The organism is Ensifer sp. 22460 (assembly GCF_052044935.1).
GTDB lineage: Bacteria > Pseudomonadota > Alphaproteobacteria > Rhizobiales > Rhizobiaceae > Ensifer.
Genome location: NZ_JBQENZ010000002.1, coordinates 294,580 through 321,547 on the forward strand (window position 1 = coordinate 294,580; position 26,968 = coordinate 321,547).

General features: G+C 62.3%; 27 protein-coding genes and 1 tRNA gene. 13 read left to right on the top strand and 15 right to left on the bottom strand.

All coding sequences use genetic code 11. The annotated features are described in order from the left end of the window. Positions 1-47: 47 nt before the first annotated feature. Together serA and ACTJKM_RS03635 are read left to right on the top strand one after the other, a co-directional pair. A complete protein-coding gene (gene serA, locus ACTJKM_RS03630) occupies positions 48-1,643 on the top strand; it encodes a phosphoglycerate dehydrogenase (RefSeq protein ID WP_058321051.1) in 1,596 nt (531 codons plus the stop codon). Positions 1,644-1,758: 115 nt separating this feature from the next. After that, positions 1,759-2,265 carry a GNAT family N-acetyltransferase gene (locus tag ACTJKM_RS03635; RefSeq protein WP_058325878.1) on the top strand — a complete coding sequence of 169 codons (507 nt, stop codon included), beginning with the start codon at positions 1,759-1,761 and terminating at the stop codon, positions 2,263-2,265. 283 nt (positions 2,266-2,548) lie between these two features. Here the strand turns inward: ACTJKM_RS03635 and ACTJKM_RS03640 are convergent, their stop codons facing one another. Further along, positions 2,549-3,430 (bottom strand): DMT family transporter, encoded by an 882-nt coding sequence (locus ACTJKM_RS03640; protein ID WP_058325877.1) that lies wholly within the window; start codon positions 3,428-3,430, stop codon positions 2,549-2,551. 205 nt (positions 3,431-3,635) lie between these two features. Between ACTJKM_RS03640 and ACTJKM_RS03645 the strand changes: the two genes are divergently transcribed. Both ACTJKM_RS03645 and ACTJKM_RS03650 read left to right on the top strand, forming a co-directional pair. Next, positions 3,636-4,934: an adenylosuccinate synthase gene (locus ACTJKM_RS03645; RefSeq protein WP_057254708.1), complete on the top strand. Its 1,299-nt coding sequence runs from the start codon at positions 3,636-3,638 to the stop codon at positions 4,932-4,934. Positions 4,935-4,997: 63 nt separating this feature from the next. Then, a complete protein-coding gene (locus ACTJKM_RS03650) occupies positions 4,998-7,313 on the top strand; it encodes a hypothetical protein (RefSeq protein WP_058325876.1) in 2,316 nt (771 codons plus the stop codon). 116 nt (positions 7,314-7,429) lie between these two features. On the opposite strand, the gene rpoH is transcribed toward ACTJKM_RS03650, so the two are convergent. Both rpoH and ACTJKM_RS03660 read right to left on the bottom strand, forming a co-directional pair. After that, entirely contained in the window at positions 7,430-8,335 is a 906-nt protein-coding gene (gene rpoH / locus ACTJKM_RS03655) for an RNA polymerase sigma factor RpoH (RefSeq protein ID WP_057254710.1), read from the bottom strand. A 212-nt stretch (positions 8,336-8,547) separates the two neighbouring features. Then, entirely contained in the window at positions 8,548-9,576 is a 1,029-nt protein-coding gene (locus ACTJKM_RS03660) for an RluA family pseudouridine synthase (protein ID WP_440659921.1), read from the bottom strand. A gap of 28 nt (positions 9,577-9,604) precedes the next feature. Here ACTJKM_RS03660 and ACTJKM_RS03665 point away from each other — a divergent pair, with 28 nt between their 5' ends. Together ACTJKM_RS03665 and ACTJKM_RS03670 are read left to right on the top strand one after the other, a co-directional pair. Continuing rightward, on the top strand, positions 9,605-9,988 hold the full coding sequence (locus tag ACTJKM_RS03665) for a hypothetical protein (RefSeq protein WP_057254711.1): 384 nt from the start codon (positions 9,605-9,607) through the stop codon (positions 9,986-9,988). A 4-nt stretch (positions 9,989-9,992) separates the two neighbouring features. Further along, positions 9,993-10,829 carry a TrmH family RNA methyltransferase gene (locus ACTJKM_RS03670; RefSeq protein WP_057254712.1) on the top strand — a complete coding sequence of 279 codons (837 nt, stop codon included), beginning with the start codon at positions 9,993-9,995 and terminating at the stop codon, positions 10,827-10,829. Positions 10,830-10,936: 107 nt separating this feature from the next. Here the strand turns inward: ACTJKM_RS03670 and ACTJKM_RS03675 are convergent, their stop codons facing one another. Beyond that, complete coding sequence (locus ACTJKM_RS03675; RefSeq protein ID WP_057254713.1) at positions 10,937-12,106, bottom strand: hypothetical protein; 1,170 nt, start codon at positions 12,104-12,106, stop codon at positions 10,937-10,939. A 259-nt stretch (positions 12,107-12,365) separates the two neighbouring features. Then, positions 12,366-12,956 carry a DUF1134 domain-containing protein gene (locus ACTJKM_RS03680; RefSeq protein WP_057254714.1) on the bottom strand — a complete coding sequence of 197 codons (591 nt, stop codon included), beginning with the start codon at positions 12,954-12,956 and terminating at the stop codon, positions 12,366-12,368. A 276-nt stretch (positions 12,957-13,232) separates the two neighbouring features. Between ACTJKM_RS03680 and chpT the strand changes: the two genes are divergently transcribed. Further along, positions 13,233-13,877, top strand: coding sequence for a histidine phosphotransferase ChpT (chpT, locus tag ACTJKM_RS03685; RefSeq protein WP_057254715.1), 645 nt, complete (start codon positions 13,233-13,235; stop codon positions 13,875-13,877). A 259-nt stretch (positions 13,878-14,136) separates the two neighbouring features. Further along, positions 14,137-14,499: a response regulator gene (locus ACTJKM_RS03690; RefSeq protein WP_057254716.1), complete on the top strand. Its 363-nt coding sequence runs from the start codon at positions 14,137-14,139 to the stop codon at positions 14,497-14,499. A 249-nt stretch (positions 14,500-14,748) separates the two neighbouring features. Here the strand turns inward: ACTJKM_RS03690 and ctrA are convergent, their stop codons facing one another. Then, positions 14,749-15,450, bottom strand: a complete 702-nt coding sequence (gene ctrA / locus ACTJKM_RS03695) for a response regulator transcription factor CtrA (RefSeq protein WP_025424706.1) — start codon at positions 15,448-15,450, stop codon at positions 14,749-14,751. A gap of 441 nt (positions 15,451-15,891) precedes the next feature. On the opposite strand from ctrA, the gene ACTJKM_RS03700 reads away from it, so the two are divergent. Further along, on the top strand, positions 15,892-16,242 hold the full coding sequence (locus ACTJKM_RS03700; protein WP_057254717.1) for a flagellar export protein FliJ: 351 nt from the start codon (positions 15,892-15,894) through the stop codon (positions 16,240-16,242). Between the two features lie 301 nt (positions 16,243-16,543). On the opposite strand, the gene ACTJKM_RS03705 is transcribed toward ACTJKM_RS03700, so the two are convergent. Both ACTJKM_RS03705 and sciP read right to left on the bottom strand, forming a co-directional pair. Then, positions 16,544-16,825, bottom strand: coding sequence for a GNAT family N-acetyltransferase (locus tag ACTJKM_RS03705; RefSeq protein ID WP_057254718.1), 282 nt, complete (start codon positions 16,823-16,825; stop codon positions 16,544-16,546). A gap of 200 nt (positions 16,826-17,025) precedes the next feature. After that, positions 17,026-17,301, bottom strand: a complete 276-nt coding sequence (gene sciP, locus ACTJKM_RS03710; protein WP_003527546.1) for a CtrA inhibitor SciP — start codon at positions 17,299-17,301, stop codon at positions 17,026-17,028. 480 nt (positions 17,302-17,781) lie between these two features. On the opposite strand from sciP, the gene ACTJKM_RS03715 reads away from it, so the two are divergent. The 3 genes from ACTJKM_RS03715 to ACTJKM_RS03725 all read left to right on the top strand — a co-directional run bounded on the left by ACTJKM_RS03715 (position 17,782) and on the right by ACTJKM_RS03725 (position 20,290). Beyond that, positions 17,782-18,531, top strand: coding sequence for a helix-turn-helix transcriptional regulator (locus ACTJKM_RS03715; protein WP_057254719.1), 750 nt, complete (start codon positions 17,782-17,784; stop codon positions 18,529-18,531). 317 nt (positions 18,532-18,848) lie between these two features. Next, the gene (gene mnmA / locus ACTJKM_RS03720) at positions 18,849-20,078 is read left to right on the top strand and encodes a tRNA 2-thiouridine(34) synthase MnmA (protein WP_058321056.1); all 1,230 of its coding nucleotides are present in this window, start codon (positions 18,849-18,851) and stop codon (positions 20,076-20,078) included. Between the two features lie 135 nt (positions 20,079-20,213). Continuing rightward, positions 20,214-20,290: transfer RNA gene (locus ACTJKM_RS03725), tRNA-Met, on the top strand. A 210-nt stretch (positions 20,291-20,500) separates the two neighbouring features. Here ACTJKM_RS03725 and ACTJKM_RS03730 read toward each other — a convergent pair. After that, a complete protein-coding gene (locus tag ACTJKM_RS03730) occupies positions 20,501-20,866 on the bottom strand; it encodes a hypothetical protein (protein WP_058325875.1) in 366 nt (121 codons plus the stop codon). A 233-nt stretch (positions 20,867-21,099) separates the two neighbouring features. Next, entirely contained in the window at positions 21,100-21,258 is a 159-nt protein-coding gene (locus tag ACTJKM_RS03735) for a hypothetical protein (protein ID WP_156414732.1), read from the bottom strand. A gap of 315 nt (positions 21,259-21,573) precedes the next feature. Between ACTJKM_RS03735 and ACTJKM_RS03740 the strand changes: the two genes are divergently transcribed. After that, a complete protein-coding gene (locus tag ACTJKM_RS03740) occupies positions 21,574-22,014 on the top strand; it encodes an acetyltransferase (RefSeq protein ID WP_058325874.1) in 441 nt (146 codons plus the stop codon). Between the two features lie 21 nt (positions 22,015-22,035). Here ACTJKM_RS03740 and ACTJKM_RS03745 read toward each other — a convergent pair whose 3' ends face one another. The 5 genes from ACTJKM_RS03745 to ACTJKM_RS03765 form a co-directional block, all read right to left on the bottom strand. Beyond that, positions 22,036-22,617 (bottom strand): HutD/Ves family protein, encoded by a 582-nt coding sequence (locus tag ACTJKM_RS03745; protein ID WP_058321058.1) that lies wholly within the window; start codon positions 22,615-22,617, stop codon positions 22,036-22,038. After that, positions 22,614-24,095, bottom strand: coding sequence for an HAL/PAL/TAL family ammonia-lyase (locus ACTJKM_RS03750; RefSeq protein ID WP_058321059.1), 1,482 nt, complete (start codon positions 24,093-24,095; stop codon positions 22,614-22,616). Before ACTJKM_RS03750 ends, ACTJKM_RS03745 begins: the two co-directional genes overlap by 4 nt. Continuing rightward, on the bottom strand, positions 24,088-24,915 hold the full coding sequence (locus ACTJKM_RS03755; RefSeq protein ID WP_058325873.1) for a quaternary amine ABC transporter ATP-binding protein: 828 nt from the start codon (positions 24,913-24,915) through the stop codon (positions 24,088-24,090). The genes ACTJKM_RS03750 and ACTJKM_RS03755 overlap by 8 nt, the downstream gene beginning before the upstream one ends. Beyond that, positions 24,908-25,765, bottom strand: a complete 858-nt coding sequence (locus ACTJKM_RS03760) for an ABC transporter permease (protein WP_058321061.1) — start codon at positions 25,763-25,765, stop codon at positions 24,908-24,910. The genes ACTJKM_RS03755 and ACTJKM_RS03760 overlap by 8 nt, the downstream gene beginning before the upstream one ends. Before the next feature lie 141 nt (positions 25,766-25,906). Next, positions 25,907-26,941 (bottom strand): ABC transporter substrate-binding protein, encoded by a 1,035-nt coding sequence (locus ACTJKM_RS03765; protein WP_058325872.1) that lies wholly within the window; start codon positions 26,939-26,941, stop codon positions 25,907-25,909. Positions 26,942-26,968: the final 27 nt, after the last annotated feature.

The following is a 26,968-nucleotide window of genomic DNA, read 5'->3' on the forward strand; positions in this document are numbered from 1 at the left end:
TGGCTAACCGCATTCCCATTCAGACCTGATCTTTAAGGAGGCCTCTCATGGCACCTCGCGTTCTCGTATCCGACGAACTGTCGGAAACCGCCGTCCAGATCTTCCGCGACCGCGGCGTCGAAGTCGATTTCCAGCCGAAGCTCGGCAAGGACAAGGACAAGCTCGCCGAGATCATCGGCAACTATGACGGCCTTGCCATCCGCTCGGCCACCAAGGCGACGGAAAAGCTGATTGCAGCTGCGACCAATCTCAAGGTCATCGGCCGCGCCGGCATCGGCGTCGACAATGTCGATATCCCGGCTGCGTCGCGCCGCGGTATCATCGTGATGAACACGCCCTTCGGCAACTCGATCACGACCGCCGAACACGCGATCGCGCTGCTCTTCGCCGTTGCCCGCCAGCTTCCGGCCGCCGATAACTCGACGCAGGCCGGCAAGTGGGAGAAGTCGCGCTTCATGGGTGTCGAGATCACCGGCAAGACGCTCGGCGTCATCGGTGCCGGCAACATCGGCTCGATCGTCTGCTCGCGCGCCATCGGCCTGAAGATGCACGTTCTCGCCTACGACCCGTTCCTCTCCAAGGAGCGCGCCGAGGAAATGGGCGTCACCAAGGTCGAACTCGACGAACTGCTCGCGCAGGCCGACTTCATCACCCTGCACGTGCCGCTGACCGACAAGACCCGCAACATCCTGAGTGCCGAAGCGCTGGCCAAGACGAAGCCGGGCGTGCGCATCGTCAACTGCGCTCGTGGCGGCCTCGTCGACGAGAAAGCGCTCGCCGAAGCGATCAAGTCCGGCCATGTTGCCGGCGCCGGCTTCGACGTCTTCGAGGTCGAGCCCGCCACCGAAAGCCCGCTCTTCGGCCTGCCGAATGTCGTCTGCACGCCGCATCTCGGCGCGTCGACCACGGAAGCCCAGGAGAACGTCGCGCTGCAAGTGGCCGAGCAGATGTCGGACTACCTGGTCAAGGGTGCCGTCTCCAACGCCATCAACATGCCGTCGATCACTGCTGAGGAAGCGCCGATCCTGAAGCCGTTCATCCGGCTTGCCGACGTTCTCGGCGCCTTTGTCGGCCAGGTGACCGAAAGCGCGATCAAGGAAATCGAGATCCTCTATGACGGCTCGACCGCCGGCATGAACACCAAGGCGCTGACAAGCGCGGTTCTCGCCGGTCTGATCCGGCCGCAGGTCGCCGACGTCAACATGGTTTCGGCGCCGGTGATGATCAAGGAAAAGGGCATCATCCTCTCCGAGGTCAAGCGCGACAAGACCGGCGTCTTCGACGGCTACATCAAGCTGACGGTGAAAACCGCCAACCAGACGCGCTCGGTGGCCGGCACGGTGTTTTCGGACGGCAAGCCGCGCTTCATCCAGATCAAGGGCATCAACCTTGATGCGGATGTCGGCAGCCACATGGTCTACATCACCAACACCGACGTTCCCGGCATGATCGGCTTCATCGGTATGACGCTTGGTGACGCCGGCGTGAACATCGCCAACTTCCAGCTCGGCCGCGAGAAGGAAGGCGGCGACGCGATTGCGCTGCTTTATGTCGATGGTGCCGTTTCCGAAGCCGTGCTTGACAAGCTGCGGGCCAATCAGGCAATCCGCCAGGCAAAGCCGCTGGTCTTCAACATCGATTGACGCCGGCGCTGCAAGCGGCGGTGTGATCTGCCGCTTTGCCGACCCAATCACGGGACATATAGACGCACCGGTGGCCGCCGGTGCGTTTTCCTGTTTCGAACGCATGTGACGAGAAATGACCGAAATGACATTCCGCTGGCGCGAGGCAAGCCTGCCCGATCTCGCCTCCGTATCGGAGATCCAGCTTGTGGTTCACCAGGCCTTTCCCGAGGACGACGCCGTACTTGCTGACCGCATCGCCTTGAGCCCTGCCGGTTGCTTCATGCTGGACGCGAAGGGGCAGTCGCGTGGCTACGTGCTGAGCCATCCTTGGCTCAGAGGCGTGCCACCATCGCTGAACAGCATGCTTGGCGAAATCCCTGATGCCGCCGACACATGGTATATCCATGATCTCGCCCTTCTGCCCGAGATGCGTGGTTCCGGAGCGGGCGGCGGAATTCTTCCTGTTCTGGAGGATGCCGCCAGAACGGAAGGGTTGCGGTCGATGTCGCTCGTCTCCGTCAACGGATCCCGCGGTTTCTGGGAGAGGCAGGGTTTTGAAGTCCGGATGGACGAGCGGCTGGCGCTAAAGCTCTCAAGCTACGGCGAGGAAGCGCTCTATATGGAGCGGTTTCTTGCCTGATAAATGAAAATGGCGCCTGGCCGGCGCCATTCAGACTGCTGGCAAACCCCAAAGATGGCTTTCTGCCGCGAGGGGCGTCCCTCATCCTCGGCCTTGTGGCGGGGATCCAGCAACCCGACGTCCGTCGGCTCCAAGGACTTGGGCTGGTGCCGCAGTTCCAGCGGAACTGCTAGAGATTCCTGTGACAAGCACAGGAATGACGGAGGTTTTGGGTGGCGCCAAGCCTCCCCAGCGAGCTTTCAATGAAAAGAGGCGACGCCTGCCCGGCAGACGCGAGGGGCCGTCAGCGCGGACGGCCCTTTTCGGCGATCGCGATGCCGCCAAGCACCAGCAGGAGCGCGACGAGATGGAAGAGATGGAAGGTCTCGCCGATCAGGAGCACCGAGAGCAAAGTCCCGAAGACCGGAATGGCGTTGATGAACAGGCCGGCGCGGTTAGCGCCAATCATCTCGACGCCGCGGACATAGAGCACCTGCGACATCAGCGAGGGGAAGATCGCCGCATAGAGAACGATGATCCAGCCGGTGGCATCTGGCGCGATCGCCGTGCCGGTGCCGATTTCCCAGAAGAGCAGCGGCAAGGCGCTTAGAAGCGCGCCGAAGGCAGGCGCGGCGATGAAGCTTTGCCAGTGCATCGTCGGCTTGTAGCGCAGTGCGACGGTATAGCCGGCATAGACGACGCAGGCGATGATCATCAACGCGTCGCCGAAATTGAACTCGAGTGTCAACAGGCTCGAAATGTCGCCATGGGCTGCAGTTACCAATACGCCGATCAGGGTGACGGTAAAGCCGATCACCTGGGCGATCGACGCCCGCGTGCGAAACAGCACGAAGTTGAACAGGAAGATCAACATCGGAATGCCGGCCTGGAGAATGACGGCGTTGATGGCGCTCGTGTATTTCAGCGCCGAATAGAGCAGCGCGTTGAAGGTGGTGAAACCGATCGCGCCATAGGCGAGAAGCTGCAGCCAGTGCTTGCGGATCTTGTCCCAGTCGCGTCGGATCTGCGGCGTCATCAGCACCAGGATGACGACCAGCGCGAAGACCCAGCGCAAGGTCGTCAGCATCATCGGGCTTACGTGTCCGACCGCCATCTTGCCGGCGACGGAATTGCCGCCCCAGAAGAGCGCGGTGACGCAGAGATAGAAGTAGGCCCTGGAATTCACGATGCTCAGACCTGTGCGGGGATGGGCGACCTGTTGCCGCGATGGCGGGAGAGACGAAGATATAGGCGCTAAATCCCGCCCTTGTCATGCAAAAAGGGCGGAACGCCGGATATAACGGGGTCGCTTTCCAGATGACAACACAGTATAGATGCGCGGGTTTGAGAACAGCGCAGCTTCGTTTGCGCGCCTGCACAGGAAGAGAATTATGACGAATGTCGTAGTGGTCGGCTCCCAATGGGGTGACGAAGGCAAAGGCAAGATTGTGGATTGGCTCTCCGAGCGCGCGGATATCGTCGTGCGCTTTCAGGGCGGACACAATGCCGGCCATACGCTGGTAATCGACGGCGTCAGCTACAAGCTGTCGCTCCTGCCTTCCGGCGTCGTGCGTCCCGGCAAGCTCGCCGTCATCGGCAATGGCGTCGTCATCGACCCGCACGCGCTGATCGCCGAAATCGACAAGCTCGGCAAGCAGGGCATCGCGATCACGCCGGACAACCTGCGCATCGCCGACAATGCCACGCTGATCCTGTCGCTGCACCGCGAGCTCGATGGCATCCGCGAAGATGCGGCCTCCAACAGCGGCACGAAGATCGGCACCACGCGCCGCGGCATCGGCCCGGCCTATGAGGACAAGGTCGGCCGCCGCGCGATCCGTGTGATGGACCTCGCCGATCTCGATACCCTGCCGGCCAAGGTCGATCGCCTGCTGACCCACCACAATGCGCTGCGCCGTGGTCTCGGTGAAGCGGAGATCAGCCACGAGGCGATCATGCAGGAGCTTTCTTCTGTTGCCGCCAAGGTGCTGCCGTTCATGGACACCGTCTGGGTGCTGCTCGACAAGGCCCGCCGCAAGGGCGCGCGAATCCTGTTCGAAGGTGCGCAGGGCACGCTGCTCGACATCGACCACGGCACCTATCCGTTCGTCACCTCGTCGAACACGGTTGCCGGCCAGGCTGCTGCCGGCTCGGGCATGGGCCCGGGTTCTCTCGGCTATATCCTCGGCATCACCAAGGCCTACACGACGCGCGTCGGCGAGGGCCCGTTCCCGACCGAACTCACCGATGAAATCGGCCAGTTCCTCGGCGAAAAGGGTCATGAGTTCGGCACGGTCACAGGCCGCAAGCGCCGCTGCGGCTGGTTCGACGCGGCGCTGGTTCGCCAGTCGGTCGCCGCCAACGGCATCACCGGCATCGCGCTCACCAAGCTCGACGTGCTCGATGGTCTCGACGAACTGAAGATCTGCGTCGGTTATACTCTGGACGGACAGCAGATCGACCATCTGCCGGCGAGCCAGGCGCAGCAAGCTTCGGCAAAGCCAGTCTATATTACACTCGAAGGCTGGAAGGAATCGACGGTCGGCGCACGCAGCTGGGCGGAGCTTCCGGCGCAAGCGATCAAATACGTTCGCCAGGTGGAAGAACTGATCGGTGCGCCGGTTGCTCTTCTTTCGACCAGCCCCGAGCGGGACGACACAATACTTGTGACGGACCCCTTTGAGGACTAGTGTCGGCGAAATGACATTGCGTCGCGATCGCAACGACATACCTGGGCGTATGAGAAAGTACTAATGGCGGATTTTGTTGCAGTTATTCGCAGGACCGTTGACGGCCTGTCGGAAAACACCCCTGAAATGCGGGACAGGGTATACGAGAAGGCGCGCGCGGCCGTGCGCCGCCAACTCGAAAACATGAACCCGCGTCCGTCGGACGACATGATCAATCGCCAGTTGGCGAAACTCGAAAACGCCATCGTCGAGGTTGACAGCGAATACGCCGAAGCCTTGCCCGCGCTCGAAGAGACGGAGGTGGTGGAGGAAGCGACCGAAGCCGTAGCCGCCGAGTCGCCTGTCGAGGACGTCGTTTCTGAGCCCGAAGCGCAGCCCGAGCCGGTTGGTGAAAGCCAGCCGATTGCGGTTGCCGAGGAAGCGGCTCCGGAGGCGGAAAGCACTGCGGCACCTGACCACGATGCTGCGGTTCACGAAGTACCGGCACCGTATACGGAACACTACGTCGAAGCCGCAGAGGTAGCGCCGGCAGAGCGGGTTGCGGAAGAGCCGGTTGCCGAACATGTCGAAGCGACCGAGGCTCCGGTAGAGGAGCCGAGAGCCCCCGTCGTCGAAGAGCCGCAGGCGGATGCCCCGGTTTACGAGGCCGCGGAATATTCGGAGCCAGCTCCGGTCGAGAGCTATGAAGAGACCGTCGCTCCCCCGTCGATAGACGAGGAAGCCCGGTCTGTCGAAGAACCGACATGGGATGATGTTCCGGCAGTGGCCGCCGAAGAAAAGTCGGCCGCCTCGGAATGGGAGCTGCCGGAATGGGAGACCGCCTCTCCCGTAGCAAAGCACGCCGCTCCCACGGACCAGCAGGTCGGCGAAGAAGAGCCGGCCCATACCCCCGAGCTTCTTGGCATGCATCCGGTGGAAGAGCTGCAGCAGCATGCGCCGGCGGAGACCCCGAGGGCCGAAGCAGAGCTTCCCAAGGTTGACACCGCGCGCAACTGGTCGTTCGACGACAACGATCCCTTTGCGCCTTTGGAGGAACGGCGAACCGAAAAGAGCGCTGAGCCGGAGATTGCCGATTGGTCCTGGCCGGTCGAGAAGACCGGACAGACGGCCTCGACCGATACCCCTCAGAGCCAGCAAGATCGTGCAGGCACGGCTTGGGATCACATCGACGACCTGCTCGGTTTCGAAGGTGCCACTGCTGCGGCGACGGCGGGTGCAGCAGCATCGACGGCTGCGCGTGAGCCGGAGCGTGGCGCTGAGGCACCGGCGCCCGCGGCATCGCGGCCGGCATCTTACCGGGCCACCCCGAAGCCATCGCGCTTCAGCATCAAGCGCCTCGCCGTCGCTGCAGTCATTTTGCTGGCGCTTGGTGGCGGCGGCTTCGCCTACTGGCAGAACCGGGAAGCCGGCAATGCCTGGCTTTCGGGCATCGTGGCATCGGTCACCTCGGCCATTTCAAACATCGGTGGATCGCCGGCACAAGAGGGCGCTCCGCCGGCGGAAACCCAGGGAGAATCGACGCAGCAGGAACCGGCACGGCACGACGACACGGCGGTCCCGGACAACAGCTCGACCAAGTTCACCCAACGCCTTCTTGGTGACGGCTCGGAAGTCGACAATGGACCTGCCACCGCAAGCGGCGAGAGCGCCGCGCAGGAAGGCAAGTCCGTGGCACAGCAGACAGAGGCGAGCAAGCCCGTCGAAACGGCCACTGCCCAAGGTGGAACGGCCGGACAGGCTGCAGGCACGCCGCCTGCGGGCCAGCAGACCGGTGGTCAGCCGACGACGCCGGAGATTGCGATCGCCAATGGCGAGAAGATGTTCCTCTACGAAGAGCGTCTCGGCCAGTCTTCGCCGACGGCCATTCCGGGAACCGTTGCGTGGTCGGTAAAGGAAGAATCGCCTGGTGGCGACGCCAAGCCTGAACCGGCCATCCAGGCGCAGATCACCATTCCGGACCGGGGTCTGACCGCGTTGATGACGATCAAGCGCAACGCCGACGAGTCCTTGCCGGCCAGCCATGTCGTCGAATTCGTCTTCTCGCTGCCGCCGAACTTCGAAGGCGGCGCGATCGACAGCGTTCAGCGCGTTTCGATGAAGCGTACGGAGCAGGATCGCGGCGATGCGCTGATTGCGGTTCCGGCCAAGATCACCGACGATTTCCATATGATCGCGCTCAACGATTCGAAGGACGCGATCGGCAACAACACCGAACTGCTGCGCAGCCGGAGCTGGATCGACATTCCGCTGACCTACAGGAACGGGCGCCGCGCACTGCTGACGCTGGAGAAGGGGCCGAGCGGAACCGACGCCTTCAACCAGGCGATGCGCGCTTGGACGGCCGCACCGGCAACGGACGCGGCGACCAACAGCCAGTAAGCAAGCGCGGTCGGACAGGACAAAGAAAACCCGGCAGGAGCGATCCGCCGGGTTTTTCATTTGGCTTTTATCGATGACGGGCAACCGTAGCGCCCGGAAACCGCGAAGAGCGTTTATTATGCGCCCTCGACGACCCGCAATGCATTGGCGCGCTCGAGAGCGGCCTTGCGCACGGCGTCCTGGACCTTCTCGAAGGCACGGACCTCGATCTGCCGCACGCGCTCGCGGCTGATGTCGAACTCGGCCGAAAGATCCTCGAGCGTCAGCGGCTCTTCGGTCAGGCGGCGTGCCTCGAAGATGCGGCGCTCGCGGTCGTTCAGCACTTTCATCGCATTGGCGAGCAACGCCCTGCGGTTTTCAAGCTCGTCCTGTTCGATCAGGATTTCTTCCTGGTTGTCGTGATCGTCGACAAGCCAATCCTGCCATTGGCCGGAGTCGCCTTCGCTCGCCTTGATGGGCGCGTTGAGCGAAGCGTCGCCGGAGAGGCGGCGGTTCATCGAAACCACTTCATCCTCGCTCACCTTGAGCGTGGTGGCGATTTCCTTGACTTGTTCGGGCTTCAGATCGCCCTCGTCGAGCGCCTGGATTTTGCCCTTGAGGCGACGCAGGTTGAAGAACAGCCGCTTCTGGTTGGCGGTCGTGCCCATTTTCACCAGCGACCACGAGCGCAGGATATATTCCTGGATCGCCGCCTTGATCCACCACATCGCGTAGGTGGCAAGGCGGAAGCCGCGATCGGGTTCGAACTTCTTGACGGCCTGCATCAAGCCGACATTGCCTTCGGATACGACTTCGCCGATCGGCAGGCCGTAGCCGCGATAGCCCATCGCGATCTTGGCGACGAGGCGAAGGTGGCTGGTGACCAGCTTGTGCGCTGCTTTGCGGTCGTCATGCTCCTGGTACCGCTTGGCGAGCATGTACTCTTCCTGCGGTTCCAGCATCGGAAACTTGCGGATTTCGTCGAGATAGCGATTGAGGCCGCCTTCTCCAGCGGCAATGGTCGGCAAATTGTTTCGGGCCATATGAAGCACCCCCCTTTGTCGTCTCCGGCCTCCGGTCGGCAAGCCGGGCATGTGGGTCTTCGTCAAGACCCCACGAGCCTAGAAAATAAGTACGGCGAAAGCATGATTCAAGGAGTCCGGTTTCACCAATCTGTGACGCCGGGCGACAGAAATGTCACGAACAAAGACTGAGCCTTAAATTGGAATCCCGACACCGGAATTCAAGGGCACGATCACTCTTCGCTCCGCAGGGCCTCGATCAGTTGCTCCATGTCGACAGGCACCGGTGATTCGAAATGCATGGTCTCGCCGGTCGCCGGATGTTCGAACTGCAGCATGAAGGCGTGCAGGGCCTGGCGGTGAAATTGATTGACGACGACCCTGGCCGCATCCGGCAACAAGTTCGCCTTTGTGCGGAAGGCGGCGCCGTATTCCGGATCGCCGATCAGCGGATGGCCGATATGGGCCATGTGCACGCGGATCTGGTGCGTGCGCCCCGTTTCGAGGTGGCATTCCACCGTCGACGCCAGGCAGGTGCCATCGGGCTTTTCGAGATAACGCTCGACGACCTCGTAGTGGGTGATGGCTTCGCGGGCGTCGTCGCTGTCTTCGCGCTTGACCGCGCGTTTCGTCCGGTCGACGGCACGCCCGAGTGGGGCGTCGATCGTTCCCTTCAGCTGCCGCGGGCGGCCCCAGACGACGGCCCGATAGGCGCGTTCGAGCGGGCCGGTGCGGCCGTGGTCGGCAAACTGCTCCGAGAGGTGGCGGTGCGCGGCATCGTTCTTGGCGACAACCATGACGCCGCTCGTCTCCTTGTCGAGGCGATGGACGATGCCCGGGCGCTTGACGCCGCCGATGCCCGACAGGCTGCTGCCGCAATGATGGATGAGCGCATTGACCAGCGTACCGGTCCAGTTGCCGGCGCCGGGATGAACGACGAGGCCGGCTGGCTTGCAAAGCACGATCAGGTCGTCGTCTTCGTAGAGCACGTCGAGCGGGATGTCTTCGCCCTTCGGCTCCGGATCTTCCGGTTCGGGCAGGTCGATCTCGAAGACATCGCCGGGACGGACCTTCTTCTTCGCTTCGGTCACCGCCTTGCCGTTGATCGACACCGCTCCCTGTGCGATCAGGCCCTTGATCCGGTTGCGGGAGAATTCACCCGAAAGTGCGTCCGTCAGGAAGGAATCCAGGCGTCCCGCGGCATCCTCGCCCGCCGTCAGGACTTTCCTATTGGCCGTCGCTTGTTTAAAGGGGTCGTTCATTCCGTTCAAATCCGAAAAAAGGCCAACCATGACCGCAATCGAGCCCGATGACCAGGAAGACAAGCCGCTAGATCCGGCCATGGAAAATGTCCGCCGCAAGATGGTGAAGCTTCAGCTCGTCTCGGCCGGCGTCATGTTGGTCATGCTTATGGCCGTCCTTGGGACGATTGTCTACAAGCTGACGCGCACGGACGCGAAGGCGCCCGTTCAGGCCGCCACTGCCGTCGTTCCGAGCGAAGCGCCGGTCAATGCGGTCGCAGCACTGCCCGCCGGCTTCACCGTCACGAACGTGGCGCTCTCCGGCTCCCAGGTGCTCTTCTACGGCAACCTGCCGGGATCGGAGCCGCGCGCCATCGTGTTCGATATCGGCGCCGGCCGCATCGTCGCCGACATCACCGTCAGGACCAACTGACGGCATGGCGAGCGCCCTCCCGCCCGTCCAGCGCATCGACGACGCCGCCGATCCCAGGATTGCCGGCTTCGTTTCGATCAAGGAGCGCGACCTGACGGGACGGCAGGGCCGCTTCATCGCCGAAGGCACGGTCGTGCTGCGCATGCTGGCGGCTGCGCATCAAAGCGGGCGCGGCTTTGCCGCCGAGGCGATCCTGCTGCTCGAAAACCGTCTCGCCGGCGTTCAGGAAATCCTCGAACGATTTCCGTCGACGGTGCCCGTCTATGTGGCGAACGCGCAGGTGTTCGATGCGATCGCCGGCTTCAACATGCACCGGGGCGTGCTTGCGCTCGGTCGCCGCGAAGGCGCGCCCGGCCGCGACGCCTTGATCGCGTCGCTGCCGGCGTCGAGCCTCGTGCTGGCGGCCTGCGGCATCTCCAATCACGACAACATGGGGGCGCTTTTCCGCAACGCTGCGGCCTTCGGGGTCGATGCCGTGCTGATGGACGAGACGAGCTGCGACCCGATGTATCGCAAGGCGATCCGCGTCTCCGTCGGCTCGGTGCTGACGGTGCCCTTTGTGCGCGAAGGCTCGGTGGCCGCGATGCTGGAGCGGCTGCAGCAGACGGGCTTTGCGATCTGGGGGCTCTCTCCCGCCGGAGAAACCGATCTTGGCGCGATCCCCCCGGCGGCGCGTACGGCACTTCTCATGGGGACCGAAGGGGAGGGGTTGCCGCAATCCGTGCTGACCTCGATCCGCACGGCGCGAATCCGCCAGCGTCCGGGCCTCGATAGCCTCAACGTCTCGACGGCGGCCGGCATTGCCCTGCACCAGGTGGCGCTGATCAACGGCCGCATCTGACACTCAAGGTTCCCAGCTTTCCGGTGACAGCAGGAAATGGCTCGATCCCGTGACCTGGTGACCGGCGCGTGCGCCAAAGGCGTCAATGGTCTGCCCGGCCAACGGCTCTATTCGCGCGGCAGAATGTCCTTCGCCCGCTTCGCCAAACTCTCCCGCTTGGCTGCGCCTTGCTCTTGCTCTTCACCTGCCAGCAGATTGAGGATGGGGGAGGAGGGGCCTTCGTTCGTCGCCGTCAACGCAACCATGCCGGCGGCAATTGCCGCAACCTCGTCGCGCAGAGCGTCGTCATGGGCGGCGGATTTCGAATTGGTCAGGCGTTCCGAAAGCGCGGTGGCGCGGTTGCGCAGATCATCGGCGGCTGCAGAACCAGCAATCTCGCTGGCCGGCTGATCGGGCGGGGATACGGAACCGTTGGCAGCCTGTTCGGTGGCCGGCCGGCGTTCCTTCCTCAGCGGGAAGGCGATGCCCGCGGCGCGCAGGGCCTTGGCTGCATCGCGCATTTCCTGATTGGTATCCTTCACCTTGGTCTTCAACCGTTCGATTTCTCCCGCGCGCCGCTCGAGTGCGCTTTCGCGGTCGGCGCTGGTTGCCATCTCGCGCGCCAGCTTGTCTTCCAGCCGGTGTAGCCGCGTTTCGTCGCGAGAGAGGCGAATCTCCATTTCCTTGGCATGGGTCGTCTCGGCCTTGAGATCGCCACGCAGGGCTTCGCGCTCGTCGCGCAGCGTGGCTATCCGGCTCTTCAGATGCTCGACCTCGGTCTCGCGCGCCACCAGGGTGATCCTGAGATTGTCGATTTCGGCGGCATGCTGGGCGAGGTGGACGCCGAGCTTCTGTATCTCGTCGGATTTTCCGGCATTGTCGCGCTCGACGCTGTCGAGCGTTGCCTTCATCCGTTCCAGGCGCTGCTCGAATTGCCGGATGGCAGAGCGCATGTCCGCCGCTTCGACGTTCATGTCGGCAAGCTGCGCATGCAGGTCGGCATTCTCGCCGCCAAGGCGCCGCGCCTCGTGCAAACTCTTCTCGTTGGCAAGCATCAGCGACACGCCCTTGTCGCGTTCGCGCTTCAGGGCTTGCTGCGTGCGGGCGTTTTCAGCGGCGTAAGCGGCCCGGGCAGCGTCCTTCTGTGCGCGCACCTCCTGCGGGCTGAGCGGCATGGTCGCCTTCAGTCGGTCTTCGGCAAAGCGCACGATGCGGCGGTGGATCGCCGGTGCGACCAGCAGACCGATGATGATCGCCGTCAGAAAGCCCAGGGCAAAGAGAAGCGCGAATTGGATCACGAGCTGGCCGTTTCAAAACTGTACCGGAACCGGAGTGGCTGCCGGACCTCGCGGTGCGGCAGGCACTCCTTAATTCCGCATTCTTGCACTAAACATGACGTTTCGTGCGCTGCAAGTCTCCGGCGCGGGATTTTGCCTGCGCCGACCCGACTACAGCGACCTTCGCGCGCTCTTTAGACGCGCGAAGGTCGCTGTAGCAGATCTGCTGCATAATTTTGCCCTTATATCGATGCCGATTTAAGGAATAATGCAGCTGACCTCAGAAGGGGTTCCAGGTGGGTGTTTGGGTCATCTTGAGGTAGCCGACATTGACGCCGAGCCGCGCGCCGATGCCGGTGCGGATCGGAACGACGACGATCTGTTCGTCGGTCAGCACCGTCATGCCGACGCCAGCGACGACGTAGGCCGAACCGGAGACGCCGCCGAAGCGCTTGTAGAGTGCCGGCACGCTCGGCAGATTGTAGACGAGCATCATGGCGCGGCTGCCCTGGCCGCCCCAGTCGATGCCGAGTGACGGACCCTGCCAGAAGACGCTGTGCTGGCCGGCGTTCTTGGTGTTGAGTTCGCCTTCGCCATAGGTGAGACCGGCGATGAATGCGCCGGAGCCTTCCTGGCCGAGAATGTAGCCGTTCGGCAGGCCGTAGCGCTCGAAGGCGCGTTCGACGACCTTCGCCAAGCCGCCCGAAGTTTCGCCGAAGAAACCGTGACCGGCATCGACGATTTCCTGCATCGTGTATTGGCTGTTGTTCGCAGACTGGGCATGCGCCGTCGTTTGGGCAGCAGCGACCAGGAACAGCGTGGCCAGGACAACACGGCAGGCCTGTGTGGCTGCCTTCATGATCTGATGCATCGTTTCCTCCGTCAGGCGCGAAAATTGCTCGCTTGCGGGTTTGCAGCGGCCGCCAGTCAGACCACTGTGCGACCAGTGAGGGGGCTGGACCATTTCCATGCAATTTGAACCGATGGTCTTAACAATCGGTTTACCAAATGTGGTGTCATTATGATCCACTGATGAACGGCTGCGCCGGGCAGCCCATGACTTGCGTCTTTTCGCGTGAGGCTTTACCGGCGTCACGATGGCGCGTGCCCCCAAGCGGCGGGCCGGCGGAACCAACAAGGATACACGATGGCAACGAATCCGAACCTGACATTGACGGGACCCGATCTGGCCGCGCTTCTGTGCAGCCGGGTCTGCCACGACATCATCTCGCCGGTCGGTGCCATCAACAACGGCCTGGAACTGCTGGATGAGGGCGGCGCCGACGCCGACGCGATGGACCTGATCCGGACGAGCGCACTCAACGCCTCGGTCCGCCTGAAATTCGCCCGTCTCGCTTTCGGCGCATCCGGCTCGGTCGGTGCCTCGATCGACACCGGCGAAGCGGAGAAGGCGGCCAAGGATTTCGCGGCTGCCGAAAAGAAGACCGAGGTCAACTGGCACGGCCCGCGCGCGATCATCGCCAAGAACCGGGTCAAGCTGCTCCTGAACCTCTTCCTCATCGCCTATGGGGCGATCCCGCGCGGCGGTTCGATCGACGTCACGCTGGAGAACCCGGAATTCGACGCCGTCTTCACCCTGGTCGCCAAGGGCCGCATGATGCGCGTACCGCCGAGGCTGACGGAATTGCTGTCCGGTACGCCGGAGGAAGCGGTCGACGCGCATTCGATCCAGCCGTACTACACGGTGCTGCTCGGCGAGGAAGCCGGCATGACGATCGAGGTTGCATCGACCGGTGAAGAGATCATCTTCACCACCCGCGTTGCAGCCTGAGGTTTCATTCTCCGGCTGCAATCATTCTATTCAAAGTCCTTAAAATGTGCGGTTCCGCGCCCTGGCGCGGGGCCGCACATGTGCGTCCTGTTTCTTTCTGCTTGCGTCCATTTCTGGAAAACTTAATGTTTTCAGATGGTTGATGCGGCGAAGAAAGGCGCTATTAAGCAAACTCCGTAACGAATTCTTTCCCAAATTTGTATAGAGTTGTTTCAAGCCTGCGAGTACGCGTATAGGTAAGTTGCGAAGGGAGTTGGACATGCGGCGCTTGATGATTGCCGACGGCTCGGATGTCGTCCGGAAAGTTGGGAAACGTATCCTGTCCGGCATGGGCTTCATGGTTTACGAGGCATCGAACAGCCTCGAGGCGCTTGTCCGCTGCGAAGCTGAACTCCCGAACATCCTGGTCATCGACGCCGGGCTGGAAGGCGCGCTCGAACTCATCGGCAACATCCGGCGGCTCCCGAACGGCCCTTCGGTGCGGATCTATTACTGCGTCGTCGAGGCGGATCTGAAGAAGATGATGGCCGGCAAGCGGGCCGGCGCCGACGACTTCCTGCTGAAGCCTTTCGACCGCAAGATCCTGACCAGCGTTTTCGCCAGCCAGTCGATGGCGGCCTGAGCCGTCACGCGCACATATTCCGGATGAGATGAAAGCCGTGGCCACTGCCGCGGCTTTTGCGTGTTTGCCGCCGGCCGCTGCGCCTATTGAGGGGAAGCGGCGTGAGATATGCAAATTTAAGTGCTACAGCGACCTTTGCGCGCCTGATAAGACGCGCGGCGCTGTAGAAACGACAAAACCCGCTCGTGGCGGGTTTTGTGAACACTCTGGGCCCGCATCATGCGGGGGTCATGCAGGCCCTTGCGGGTATCAGGCGGTTTCGGCGTACTCGGCGCCATCCGGCTCGCGCAGCACGTAGCCGCGGCCCCAGACGGTCTCGATGTAGTTGGCGCCGCCGGCAGCGTTTGCAAGCTTCTTGCGCAGCTTGCAGATGAAGACGTCGATGATCTTCAGTTCCGGCTCGTCCATGCCGCCATAAAGGTGGTTCAGGAACATTTCCTTGGTCAGCGTCGTGCCCTTGCGCAGCGAAAGCAGCTCGAGCATCTGGTATTCCTTGCCGGTCAGGTGGACACGCTGTCCGCCGACTTCGACCGTCTTGGCATCCAGGTTGACGATCAGCTCGCCGGTGGAAATGACCGACTGGGCATGACCCTTGGAACGACGGACGATGGCGTGAATACGGGCGACCAGCTCATCCTTGTGGAAGGGCTTGGTCATGTAGTCGTCGGCGCCGAAGCCCAGGCCGCGGACCTTGTCTTCGATGCCGGCCATACCCGAGAGAATCAGGATCGGGGTCTTCACCTTGGAAAGACGCAGCGTTCTCAAGACTTCATAGCCGGACATATCCGGCAGGTTGAGGTCGAGAAGGATGATGTCATAGTCATAAAGTTTGCCGAGATCGACGCCTTCTTCACCGAGGTCGGTGGTGTAGACATTGAAACTCTCGGACTTGAGCATCAGCTCAATGCTCTGAGCCGTTGCACTATCGTCTTCGATTAATAGAACCCGCATATTCTTCCCCTTTTCCGCCGCCCAAGGTCGTCGTGGCACCCTTACGCGATACGGATCCAGTCGTTGCCTGATTTGGAGGCTGCCACCAAATGGTTAACAAATTCTGATTCCCTCTGGCAAGGTGTATCGAGTTTGTTAAATATTTTTACCAGTCTCCTGATTTCAAACGTGAATCCAGAACGGCTAATCTCATGTGAAACATGAGGAAATGCCACTATCTGACTCTTCCGACTCGTTAATGCCAGGGCGGTCACATTTCGTGCCTCAGCATTTACGGAGCCTTAAATCATCACGCCTATGATTAACGATGCCCGTAAACGAAAGGTTACCAGCGGTAGGCTTTTGTTAATATCGCTGAAGATTTTTCGTTTCCGGCCCCGTTCGGGCCGGCTCGCGGGCAAATCAGTAACCGGGGTCTCGTTATCCACGGGAGTATTGCGTATGAAAGCACGTGAGAGCCTTGTCCGCCTGAAGGAATTTCAGGTCCGCGAGAAGCAGCGTCAACTGAACCAGCTTCAGATGATGATGGCTGAGTTCGAACGGATGACCAAGGATCTGGAAAATCAGATTATTTTCGAGGAAAAGAAGTCGGGCATCTCCGATCCCCAGCACTTCGCCTATCCCACCTTCGCCAAGGCCGCACGTCAGAGAGCCGACAATCTTCAGGTTTCCATTCGCGAACTGAAGGCGCAGCAGGATGCTGCCGAGCTCGCGCTCGAAGAAGTGCAGGCTGAATACGCGAAGGCGGCGGCCCTCGAAGAGCGGGACACATCGACCCGCCTGCGGGCATAAGCTGCGGCTCTTGCGCCCCGATCGGGCGCAGCCGAACCGCAAGCCTTTGATCTAGCGGACGATTTGATCTCCAGGTCGATTCCGGTCCGGGGAATTTGTGCGCTGGTCAGGCAGGTAGCCCGTTTCGGGGCAGATATTTCCAGCCTTGTCGGGGCATGCGTCTGGCATGACCCGATCCGGCACGATCGTGACAAGACGAAGAGACCCGCCCGATGCCTTGGCGTTCGGGCGGGTCTTCTCATTTTGAGATCAGCGCAAGTCTGTTGAGATCAGGAGAGGCTTGCCGGCGCGCAGCCGTGTCTCATGCCTGGATGACATCCTGCCATTCGGGGTGCCGCATCGTCTGCGCCTTCATGAAAGGGCAGAGCGGAATGATCTTCCAGCCGCCTTTGCGGGCTTCCTCGATAGCGTGTTTGGCGAGCGCCTGGCCGACGCCCTTGCCGCGCAAGGCATCCGGAACAAGGGTGTGATCGACGATGATCAATTGCGGCGACGTGCGCGAATAGGTCATTTCCCCGGTATGCCCCTCGACAACGGTCGAGTAGCGGCCGTGCGATCCAGTTTCCTCGTGTAAGATTTCCATGACAGCCTTCCTTGGCGAACCGGGTTTCCTTGTCCGAAAGCTAGCGCAGAAATCCGGAAATCGAAATCCACCAAACCCGTGCCGCCGGTACACAGACTGTTCCCGAAACAGCACCAATCCGCCTTTCACCGCGAGGCTGAAACGACGGCGGCGGCTCCGGGGAACCCGNCCGCTCGACCTATGGCCCTGTAATGGGCGAACTAGTGGCGATACTGCTGGATGCGAGTGGTGCGCAGGCCGGCAAGACCATGATCGTTGATCGAGGACTGCCAGGACAGGAATTCTTCGACCGTGAGGGTATAGCGTTCGCACGCCTCCTCAAGGCTCAAAAGGCCACCGCGCACGGCGGCAACAACCTCTGCCTTGCGGCGTATCACCCAGCGCCGGGTATTCGCCGGCGGCAGATCCGCAATCGTCAGAGGGCTGCCATCGGGGCCGATGACATATTTTACACGTGGTCGCATCATTTCGGTCATGGGACTCTCTACACAAACTCAAGACCATATGACCGTGACCTTAGCCTGCCACATTTAACATTTGCCTAAGCAGGAAGTAACAATTTACTCATAATTTGAGACACTTCGGCGGGGCGCCATTTCGACCGCCCGCCCCACTCAATTCATGGGGCTGCGCGCCCTATGCTTGTGAATTGCTTTGAGAAGAGCCTGGATTATCCCGGAATTGTCATGGGAGCCATGCAATTACCACATTTCACTTTAACTAAAATTCTTGGTAACGAGGCGCCGAAATAAGGATGAGCGTCGTATGCGCGCTCCCGCAATCATTCTTGGTGCATCGTCATAGTTTTCACAACCGGACGCGTTTCTTGCGCGGACAGGCCGGGAGCGGCGGCTGTATTTGTTCGCCGGGGTGAACTTCATGCCTCAGGTGATCTGAGGCGTTTTTTGTATTCTCTCGACCGGGCGCGGTGGCGCCTGGGGATGTGGTGATCGCAGATGAAGGAATCGAATGAACCGGCCTTGCTGCGCGAGGCTGAAGCGGCGGATATTTTTTCGGACGTCGATACGGCTGCCGTCCGCACCGAATACGAACTTCTGCATCTCATGCGGCGACTGATCGCCCGCTATGGTTTTGGCCATTTCATGATCGCGCGCATGCCGCTCGCCGAACAGCAGCGCTTCTCCGAGCGGCTGGTGCTCAGCAACTGGCCGTCGGAGCTCGTCCGCCAATACGACGCCTGCGAAAGCTTCCAGTCGAGCACATTGGTCGAGCGGCTGCGGTTTACGAAGCTGCCGGTAACCGGCGGACCCGAGCTCCTCGATATCGCCGCAAAGCCGGTGGACGAGGCCATGGTGCACCGGCTGCTCGCTCACCCGGAGATGGCCCGCCATTTCGCCGTGCTCCTTCACACGAGCAATGGTGATCCCTTCATCGCCATGCTGTCCGGCCGCCGCGAGGCACCGGTCGGCGTCGAATGCGCGACACTCTATCTGACGCTGGTCCAGCTTTTCGAATGCCTCGAGCGTACCTTCGACACCGGCAATTCGGCGCGCGAGAAGCTCTCGAGCCGCGAGGTGGAATGCCTGCGCTGGGCGGCTGCGGGCAAAAGCAGCGACGAGATCGCCATCATCTTGGGCATCTCGACCTACACCGTCAGCAGCTACTTCAAGAGCGCGACCCGCAAGCTCGACGCCGTCAACCGCATGCAGGCGATCGCCCGCGCCATGCGGCTGAAGCTGATCTGAGCTGGCATGACGCGTCCCAATGGACGCGCGGCGCTGTCGGGTATGGCGGCCGGCCTTGCCGCCGGACGGACAAGTTTCTATATGTCGCGGAAATGAAAGTGCTGCGGCGACCTTTGCGCGTCTCATTGGACGCGCGGCGCCTACCGCATGTTTCCTTTAATCGTAGCCGATTAAAGGACAAAAACATGCAGCAACAAAGTGCTACAGCGACCCTTGCGCGNGATCAGACGCGCAAGGGTCGCTGTAGAAGCCGAGCATACCGTGAGCCGAGAGTTCCTCGGCCAAGCATCGCATGAAGCGTGAAACAGGGCCGGCGCATGGATTGCCGCCCGAAGGCCGGATTGGATCCCGTGAACAGTCTCGATTTTGACCGCAAGCCCGAAGATACGCGTGTCGTCGTCGCCATGTCCGGCGGCGTCGACAGTTCCGTCGTTGCTGGCCTGCTCAAACGCGAGGGCTACGACGTTCTCGGCATCACGCTGCAGCTTTACGATCACGGCGCTGCCGTGCACCGCGCCGGCTCTTGCTGCGCCGGCCAGGACATCGACGATGCCCGCCGCGTCTGCGAAACCCTCGGCATTCCGCACTATGTGCTCGACTACGAAGCGCGCTTCCGTGAAACGGTGATCAATCCGTTTGCCGAAAGCTATATCGCCGGCGAGACGCCGATCCCCTGCGTTGCCTGCAACCAGACGGTCAAGTTCGCCGACCTGCTTGCGACCGCCAAGGAGCTCGGCGCCGATGCGCTGGCGACCGGCCACTATATCCGCTCGCGCCCGAGCCCAAGCCCGCGCTATGCCGGCCAGCGGGCGCTTTACCGGCCGACCGATGCCGAGCGCGACCAGAGCTACTTCCTGTTTGCCACGACCCAGGAACAGATCGACTATCTGCGCTTTCCGCTCGGCGGCTATTCCAAGGCCGAAACGCGCAAGTTCGCCGAGGAGATGGGCCTCGTCGTCGCCCAGAAGGCCGACAGCCAGGACATCTGTTTCGTGCCGCAGGGCAAATACAGCGACATCGTCTCCAAGCTGAAGCCGAATGCAGCCCTTTCCGGCGAGATCGTTCATCTCGACGGCCGCGTGCTCGGCACGCACGAAGGTATCCTGCACTTCACCATCGGCCAGCGCCGCGGCATCGGCATCGCCACCGGCGAGCCGCTTTACGTGGTCTATCTCGACGCGCGCTCGCGCCGCGTCATCGTCGGCCCCAAGGAGGCGCTCGAAACCCGCCGCGTCTATCTGCGCGACGTCAACTGGCTGGGCGACGAGGACGTCGAAGTGGCGGCTGCGCGCGGCTTTGACTGTTTCGCCAAGGTGCGCTCCACCCGCCAGCCGGCGCCTGCCGTGCTGGCGATGGACGAGGAGGGCATCTATGTGGAGCTCGCCGAAGGCGAAGCCGGCATCGCGCCCGGCCAGGCCTGCGCGCTCTATTCCGGCGTCGGCGAGGATGCACGCGTCTATGGCGGCGGTTTCATTCGCAAATCGGAGCGCGAAGCGAGTGCCGAAGCGGCGTTGAAGGTGCTTCTTTCGGCGCCTGCGGCCGCCTGAAGCCCTTGATTTCCGGGCTGTTGTGAAAACTTCACATTTTCCCGGAGACTTGGCTTGACACTGCCCGGAAGCGGGCCGTATAAGCCGCCCGTCCAGTCAAGACGGCTTCTCCTTCGAAGCCCTGACGCGGTACCCGGCGGAGTAGCTCAGTAGGTTAGAGCAGAGGAATCATAATCCTTGTGTCGGGGGTTCGAATCCCTCCTCCGCTACCATTTCTCCAATTGTCCATACCTGAGACATAGGTAATCCCAGCGCGGAAAACGCACCCCCTGTGGCGGAGTTTTCGGGCTAGATTGGCGCGGCCGCCGCTTGCCGCCTTTTCTATTCTCCTTGTTGAAGCAAGGCCACGGCATTCGCCACGTGGTGCGATATACCGTGGTTTTCGTATGTAACGGAGCCCTGTCAGGGAGGGAACGCCGCCCTCAATGACGCGTTGGATTCAATGGCAACGTCAGTGCCGGCCCGCTTCTGACACCGAACTGCCTTCTGAATTGCCTCGACGCGCTGCCGTCGAAAAGCGACTGCGGCAGCGGTGCACCGATAGCCCATTTGTACTTCGCGTCCGAATCGTTGCTCAGCTTCTGGTGCATGATCGCGCTCAAGGGCAGGACATATTCCGGCTTGCGCAGGCCCTTCTCGGAGTTGCCCAGCCATGTCAGGACGACGAGGATTTCGCCGCCGAGTTCGAGTGCGTCCAATGCCAGCTGCTTCCCGCCGACGGATGCGCGGACCGCCTGTTCGTGCAGCTTGAAGGTGCTGAGCTTCAGCTCGTTTTGCGGATCTGCCATATTTGCCTCGGCCCCTTTGGGAACATTGATAGACGTCTGTTTCGAGCGCTCGATTCGCTCGATCGGCGTTGCCTATCATAATCTCTCCGGCCGTTCATGGGGCGGCTGATCGATGCAAAAAGGCGCCGCCATCATCAATGGTAGCGCCTACAGATCGTTTTGCTCGAAGGAGGTGCAGACGGAGGAAAGCCAGTTCGACACGCTGCCTGACTTTCGCGTCCGGAACGAGGGCCTTAGTAGTGGATCGACGAAGTGATGGTCGAGTAGTCAGGCAGGTTGATATCGGCGATTTCGGCCGCCCGATATTGGGACAGGGCGAAGTGCATGATGGCGATCACGGTGATCGAGAAGACCAGTACGGTGACGTTGACGCCGAAAGCGGTTTTGATCATGTCCGTGTCCTCCAAGCCCTGCGTTTGTTGACGTGTGTCGGTAGAAACCGTGACATAGAGACTATCGTGTGGCGTCAGCTGCGCTGTTCCCCGGGGAACATGAGATATGGTTACTGGAAACTTAATCGTCGTTGCCTGAAAAGCGCACCTGGCCGAACGGCTTGCGATCGGGGCGCCCTCAACTAGAGTGCGCGCGTCGTGCCGGATCGGATTCGGGACCGGACATCTTCACCATCTGGCGTCCTGTGCGCTGCTTTGGCCCGGGCCCGAGCGCGGCAATCCCATCGGCGCCTCGTTTTTCAAAGTGATTGTTGCATGACCATTTCCATTCGCCCCTCCCGTCCTGACGATTATCCGCGCACCTTCGAGATCTGGCGCGGCGCCGTGGTCGCCACGCACGACTTCCTGACGCCGGAGGACTTCGCTGCCATTGAGAGGATGGTTCGCGACCAGTATCTGCCGGCAGCCGAGTTCTGGATTGCGGCTGACGAAAACGATCAGGCGCTCGCCTTCATGGGCATGAGCGGGGCGCAGATCGACTCGCTCTTCGTTCACGCGGAGGCGCGCAGCAGTGGCGTCGGCCGGCGGCTCGTCGAGCATGCGATGACGCTGCATCCGGTCTTGACGGTAGACGTCAACGAGCAGAATGCCTCCGGGGCGGGGTTTTATCAGTGCCTGGGTTTCGAGACGGTCGGGCGTTCGCCGGTCGACGATGCCGGACGTCCGTATCCGTTGTTGCATTTGCTGCGGGGGTGATCAGCGCAGGCGGGCGCCCGATCAGGCGGCCGGCCTGTCGATGGTGATCAGGAAAACAACGGCAGAGGTCGTAGGCTCGATCGTGACAGAGGCTGAGCCTTTGAGGATCGCCGTGTCGCCTGTTGCGAGGTCGGCTTGTCCCTCTGCCGCTGCCAAGCGCACAGCACCGCCATGGCAAAGGACGATGGTCGTGTCCGCTGTGCCGTCCACTGTCTGCGGATGGCCGATCGTCAGGCGCTGGACCGTATGCATAAGCTTGCCGCGCCGGGTCATGACGTTGAGGTCGACGATCGGACCGTCCACCAGCGTTGCCGAGGTCGCGACGTCGGCGGGGAAGGGGAGCGGTGCCGTCTCACCGGTCATCAAGGCGGGCTCGCGCCCTTCGATCGTCAGCCGCATGCCTTTGCCCTGAAGGATCGAAAGCGTGCGGTCGATGCCGGGGAAGCTGGAGAAGGGGCCGTCGCTGGCGACGGTCGCCATGCTCACGCGCCAGTCGAAATCGCCGAGCGAGGCGTTTTCCGGGAAGATGGCGATCTCCACCGTCTCGCCGCCGCCGTTCTTCCACGGCATGCGCTTGTAGTTCTCTGCGCGCAGAATCTTCATGGCGTGCTCTCTTCCATGAGTGCGCGCATGCGTGCGAAATCGCCATTCAGTGGCCGGTCGTCGGCATAGGTCGGGATCGCCGCGCGGATACGGCGGTAGAGCCCGTCGGTGCGGGTGGCGCGACCGCGCGGCTGGAGGTCATAGGCCTGGGATGCGGCGAGCAGTTCGATCGCGAGGATCGTCTCAAGGTTGTCGGCAATCGACAGCGCCTTCCAGGCGGCCGGCGTCGCATGGGTGAGGATGTCTTCCTGCAGCGCCGAGGTGATGCCGCCATCGAGGCTGGCGGGGGCGGCGAGGCGTCGGTTTTCGGCGGCAAGAGCGGCGGCCGTATACTGCGCGATCATGAAGCCCGAGGAGACGCCGCTGTCGCCGGCGAGGAAGGCCGGGAGGCCGCTCACCAGCGGATTGACGAGCCGGTCGATGCGGCGCTCGGAGATGGCGGCGACTTCGGCGACCGCGACCGCCAGGCTGTCCATGGCAAGGCCGAGGGCAGCACCAACCGCATGGGCCTGCGAATGCACTTCCGGCGCATCAGGCGTGCCTGAGACAGCCGGGTTGTCGGTGAGGCTTGCAAGCTCCCGGTCGACGACTTCGGCAACCTGCTTCAACACATCGCGGGCAGCGCCATGCACATGCGGCACGGCGCGAAGGCTCAAGGGGTCCTGCGTCCGGGTGCCTGCGGTTTCCGCAAGCATCGGGCTATCGGCAAGATAGGTGCGCAGCGACGCGCCGACTGCTTCGAGACCCTTGGAGCGGCGAAGCGCAAGCGGCACGGCGGCAAAGGCGTTGGCCTGGCTGCCGAGGTTTTCGTAGGTCATGGCGGCAGCCGCATCCGCCCAGTCAAACAGGCGTGCGGCGCGGGAAAGCGCCAGCGCCGCGAGACCGGTGGCGCACGGCGTGCCGTTGACGAGGCTCAGACCCTCCTTGGCTTCGAGCTTGAGCGGCTTGAGACCGATGCGGGCAAGGGCCTCGGCGCCGCCGATCTTGCCCTTGCCGTCGTCGACGGTTCCGTGGCCGATCAGCACGAGGCCGATTGCGGCTGCATGGGTGAGATAACCGACCGAGCCGCGCGAGGGGATGTCGGGGATAAGGTTGGCGTTGAGCAGACCCAAAAGCGCCTCGACAGTTTCGACGCGCACGCCGGAATAGCCGTGGGCGAAATTTGCGATCTGTGCGGCCATGACGGCACGCGCTTCGGGTCGGCCGAGCGGTTCGCCGACGCCGCAGGCGTGGCTGAGGATGATGTTGCGCGAGAGCGCCTGCTGGTTTTCGCGGTCGATGATGACATCGCAGAGCGCGCCGACGCCGGTGTTGATGCCGTAGCCGCGGATGCCGCGCTCGACCAGCGCGTCGACAATGCGGCGCGCATTGACGATGCGTCGCCGCGCGGCATCGGAAAGCGCGAGCGGTGCGCCATTGGCGACCGCCGCGATTTCCTGCCAGGTCAAAGGCGCGTCGAGGATTATGCTCTCACTCATGGGCTTCCGGTCGTCCCTGTCGGCGTTGCACGAACCGGGCGACATAGTCGTTGGCCGGCCGCTCCAAGATATCGTCCGGCGTGCCGACCTGCACCACCTGTCCGTCCTTGAGGATGGCGATTTCCGAACCGATGCGCAGCGCCTCGTCGAGATCGTGGGTGATGAAGACGATTGTCTTCGACAGGTTCTGCTGCAGTTGCAGCAGTTGGTCCTGCATGTCGGCGCGGATCAGCGGGTCGAGGGCCGAGAAGGCCTCGTCCATCAGGATCACGTCGGTATCGGCGGCAAGCGCCCGGGCAAGACCAACGCGCTGTTTCATGCCGCCCGAAAGCTGGTGTGGGAACTTGGCGTCGTAGCCGGCAAGCCCGACCGTCTCGATCCACTTCATGCCGATATCGCGGGCCTCGGCCTTGGGCAGGCCGCGCACGCGCTGACCGTAGACGACGTTCTGCAACACCGTGCGGTGCGGCATCAGCGCAAAACTCTGGAACACCATGCTGACGCGGTGCATGCGGAAGGTGCGCAGCGCCTTGGTGTCGAGGTCCAAGATGTTGCTACCGTCGAACGCCACTTCGCCGCTGGTCGGCTCGATCAGCCGGTTGATGTGGCGCACCAGCGTCGACTTACCGGAGCCGGAAAGCCCCATGATCACGAAGATCTTGCCGGCGCCGATCGTCAGGCTGACATTGTTGAGGCCGACGCTGCAGCCGGAGCGGGCGAGGATTTCGGACTTGTTGAGCCCTTCCTTGGCCATGGCGAGCGCGGCCTTGGAGTCCTGTCCGAAGATCTTGTAGACGTTGCGGATCTCGATATCAGCCATTGCGGGGATCCTCCGTCTGGCTCTTGCCGAAGCCTTGTGTGATGCGGTCGAGTACGATCGCGAGAATGACGATGCCGATGCCGGCTTCCAGGCCCTTGCCGACGTCGAGCGTCTGAATGCCGTTCAGCACCTGCTCGCCGAGGCCGCGGGCGCCGATCATCGAGGCGACGACCACCATCGACAGCGCCATCATGATCGTCTGGTTGAGGCCAGCCATGATCGTCGGCGTGGCGAGCGGCAGCTCGACGCCAAAGAGGATCTGGTTGGGACTGCCGCCAAAGGCGGTTGCCGCTTCCACCACCTCATGGTCGACCTGGCGGATGCCGAGATCGGTAAGGCGAATGAGCGGTGGCACGGCGTAGATGATGGTGGCGAGGATCGCCGGAACCTTGCCGAGGCCGAAGAGCATCAGCGCCGGGATCAGGTAGACGAAGCTCGGCATCGTCTGCATGACGTCGAGCACCGGCAGGGTGATGTTGCGCACCACCCGGCTCTTGGCGACGAGAATGCCCATGGGTATGCCGATGACGACCGAGACGATCGTCGCCATCAGCATCAGCGCCAGCGTCTGCATCGTCAGGTCCCAGAGGCCGAGCACACCGACGAAGAACAGAAGGACGCCGACGACGACCGTCAGGCCCCAGCGCTTGGAGCTCTGCCAGGCGAGCGCCATGAAAATGAGGATGACGACCCACCAGGGCAGGCCGCGCAGGATCCATTCAATGAACAGAACGGCTTTCAGAATGACGGCGCTGATCGCCTTGAAGACCCAGCCATAGCCGCTGACCAGCGCCTGGATGAAATCATTCACGGGTCCGCGAATGGAGAGATTGAGAGAATCCGGAAACATCGGACGCGTTCCTTGCTCGGGCTGCCAGCGGACACGGTGAGCCGCCGACGGCGCTTGCCTCGGGTATTGTGGCCAACCGCCAGCTCAGGCTCACGCGCGCATTGGATGCAGCGACGAGCCCGAGCCGGCGATGGGTCGCGATTACTTCAGGCTGGCTTCGATCTTGCCGCGGGCTTCGTCCGAAACCCACTTGCCCCAGACGTCGGCCTTGGTCTTCAGGAATTCGGCGGCGGCTGCCGTCGCGTCGACCTTGTTGTCGGCCATGTAGGCGAGGCTGCCGTTGACGGCTTCGAGCGGGAAGGTCGCCTTTTCGAGGATCGCGACGATCTCCGGCGCTTCCTGAGCGAAGGTGCTGTTGACGCCGTAGGAGACGTCGACCGACGGGAAGGCGCAGCCTTCATCGCGCTTGCCGTTGGCGCTCGAAAGCTCCTTCCAGCAGGCTTCGCTATAGGCCGGCTCTTCGAGCTGGACGAGCTTGAACTTGCCCATGATCGCGGTCGGCGACCAGTAGTAGAAGAGGATCGGCTCGCCCTGGAGATAGGCGGACGTGATGGCGGAATCGAGCGCGGTGCCGGTGCCCGGACGGAAGTTCACATAGGTCTCGCCGAGCTTGTAGGCTTCAAGCTTGGCGGAGCTCACGCCCTCGCAGGTCCAGCCCGACGGGCAGTTCAGGAAGCGGCCCTTGGTCGGCTCTTCCGGATCGGCGAAGAGCTCGACGATCTTGGGGTCGGAGAGCTGCGACACATTCTTCAGGTCCGGAGCCTTGGCTTCGAGATTGCGGGAGGCATCGCCCTTGATCACGTATTCCGGCACGAACCAGCCTTCGCTGGCGCCGACGAAGGTCTTGCCGACGGCAACGACCTTCTTTTCTTCCACGGCCTTGTTCCAGATGTCGGAGCGGCCGAGCCATTCCTCGGCAAAGATCTGCACGTCGTTATTGGCGGTCGCCTGCTCGAGCGTCACCGAGTTGCCGGGGATCGAATCCACCTGGCAGTCGTAGCCCTTGGCAAGAATGGTCTTCATCACTTCGGTGATGAAGGCGCCGCTTTCCCAGTCGATGCCGGCGAACATGACGGTCTTGCCGTCGCCGCAATAGGAGGCGCTGGCGCTGCCGGTGGAAGCCGCGAGCACGAGGCCGGTGGCGGCAAGGGTGAGTTTCAATTTGCTGATCGACATTAAGCTGTTCCCTGTTTTGATTTTGGC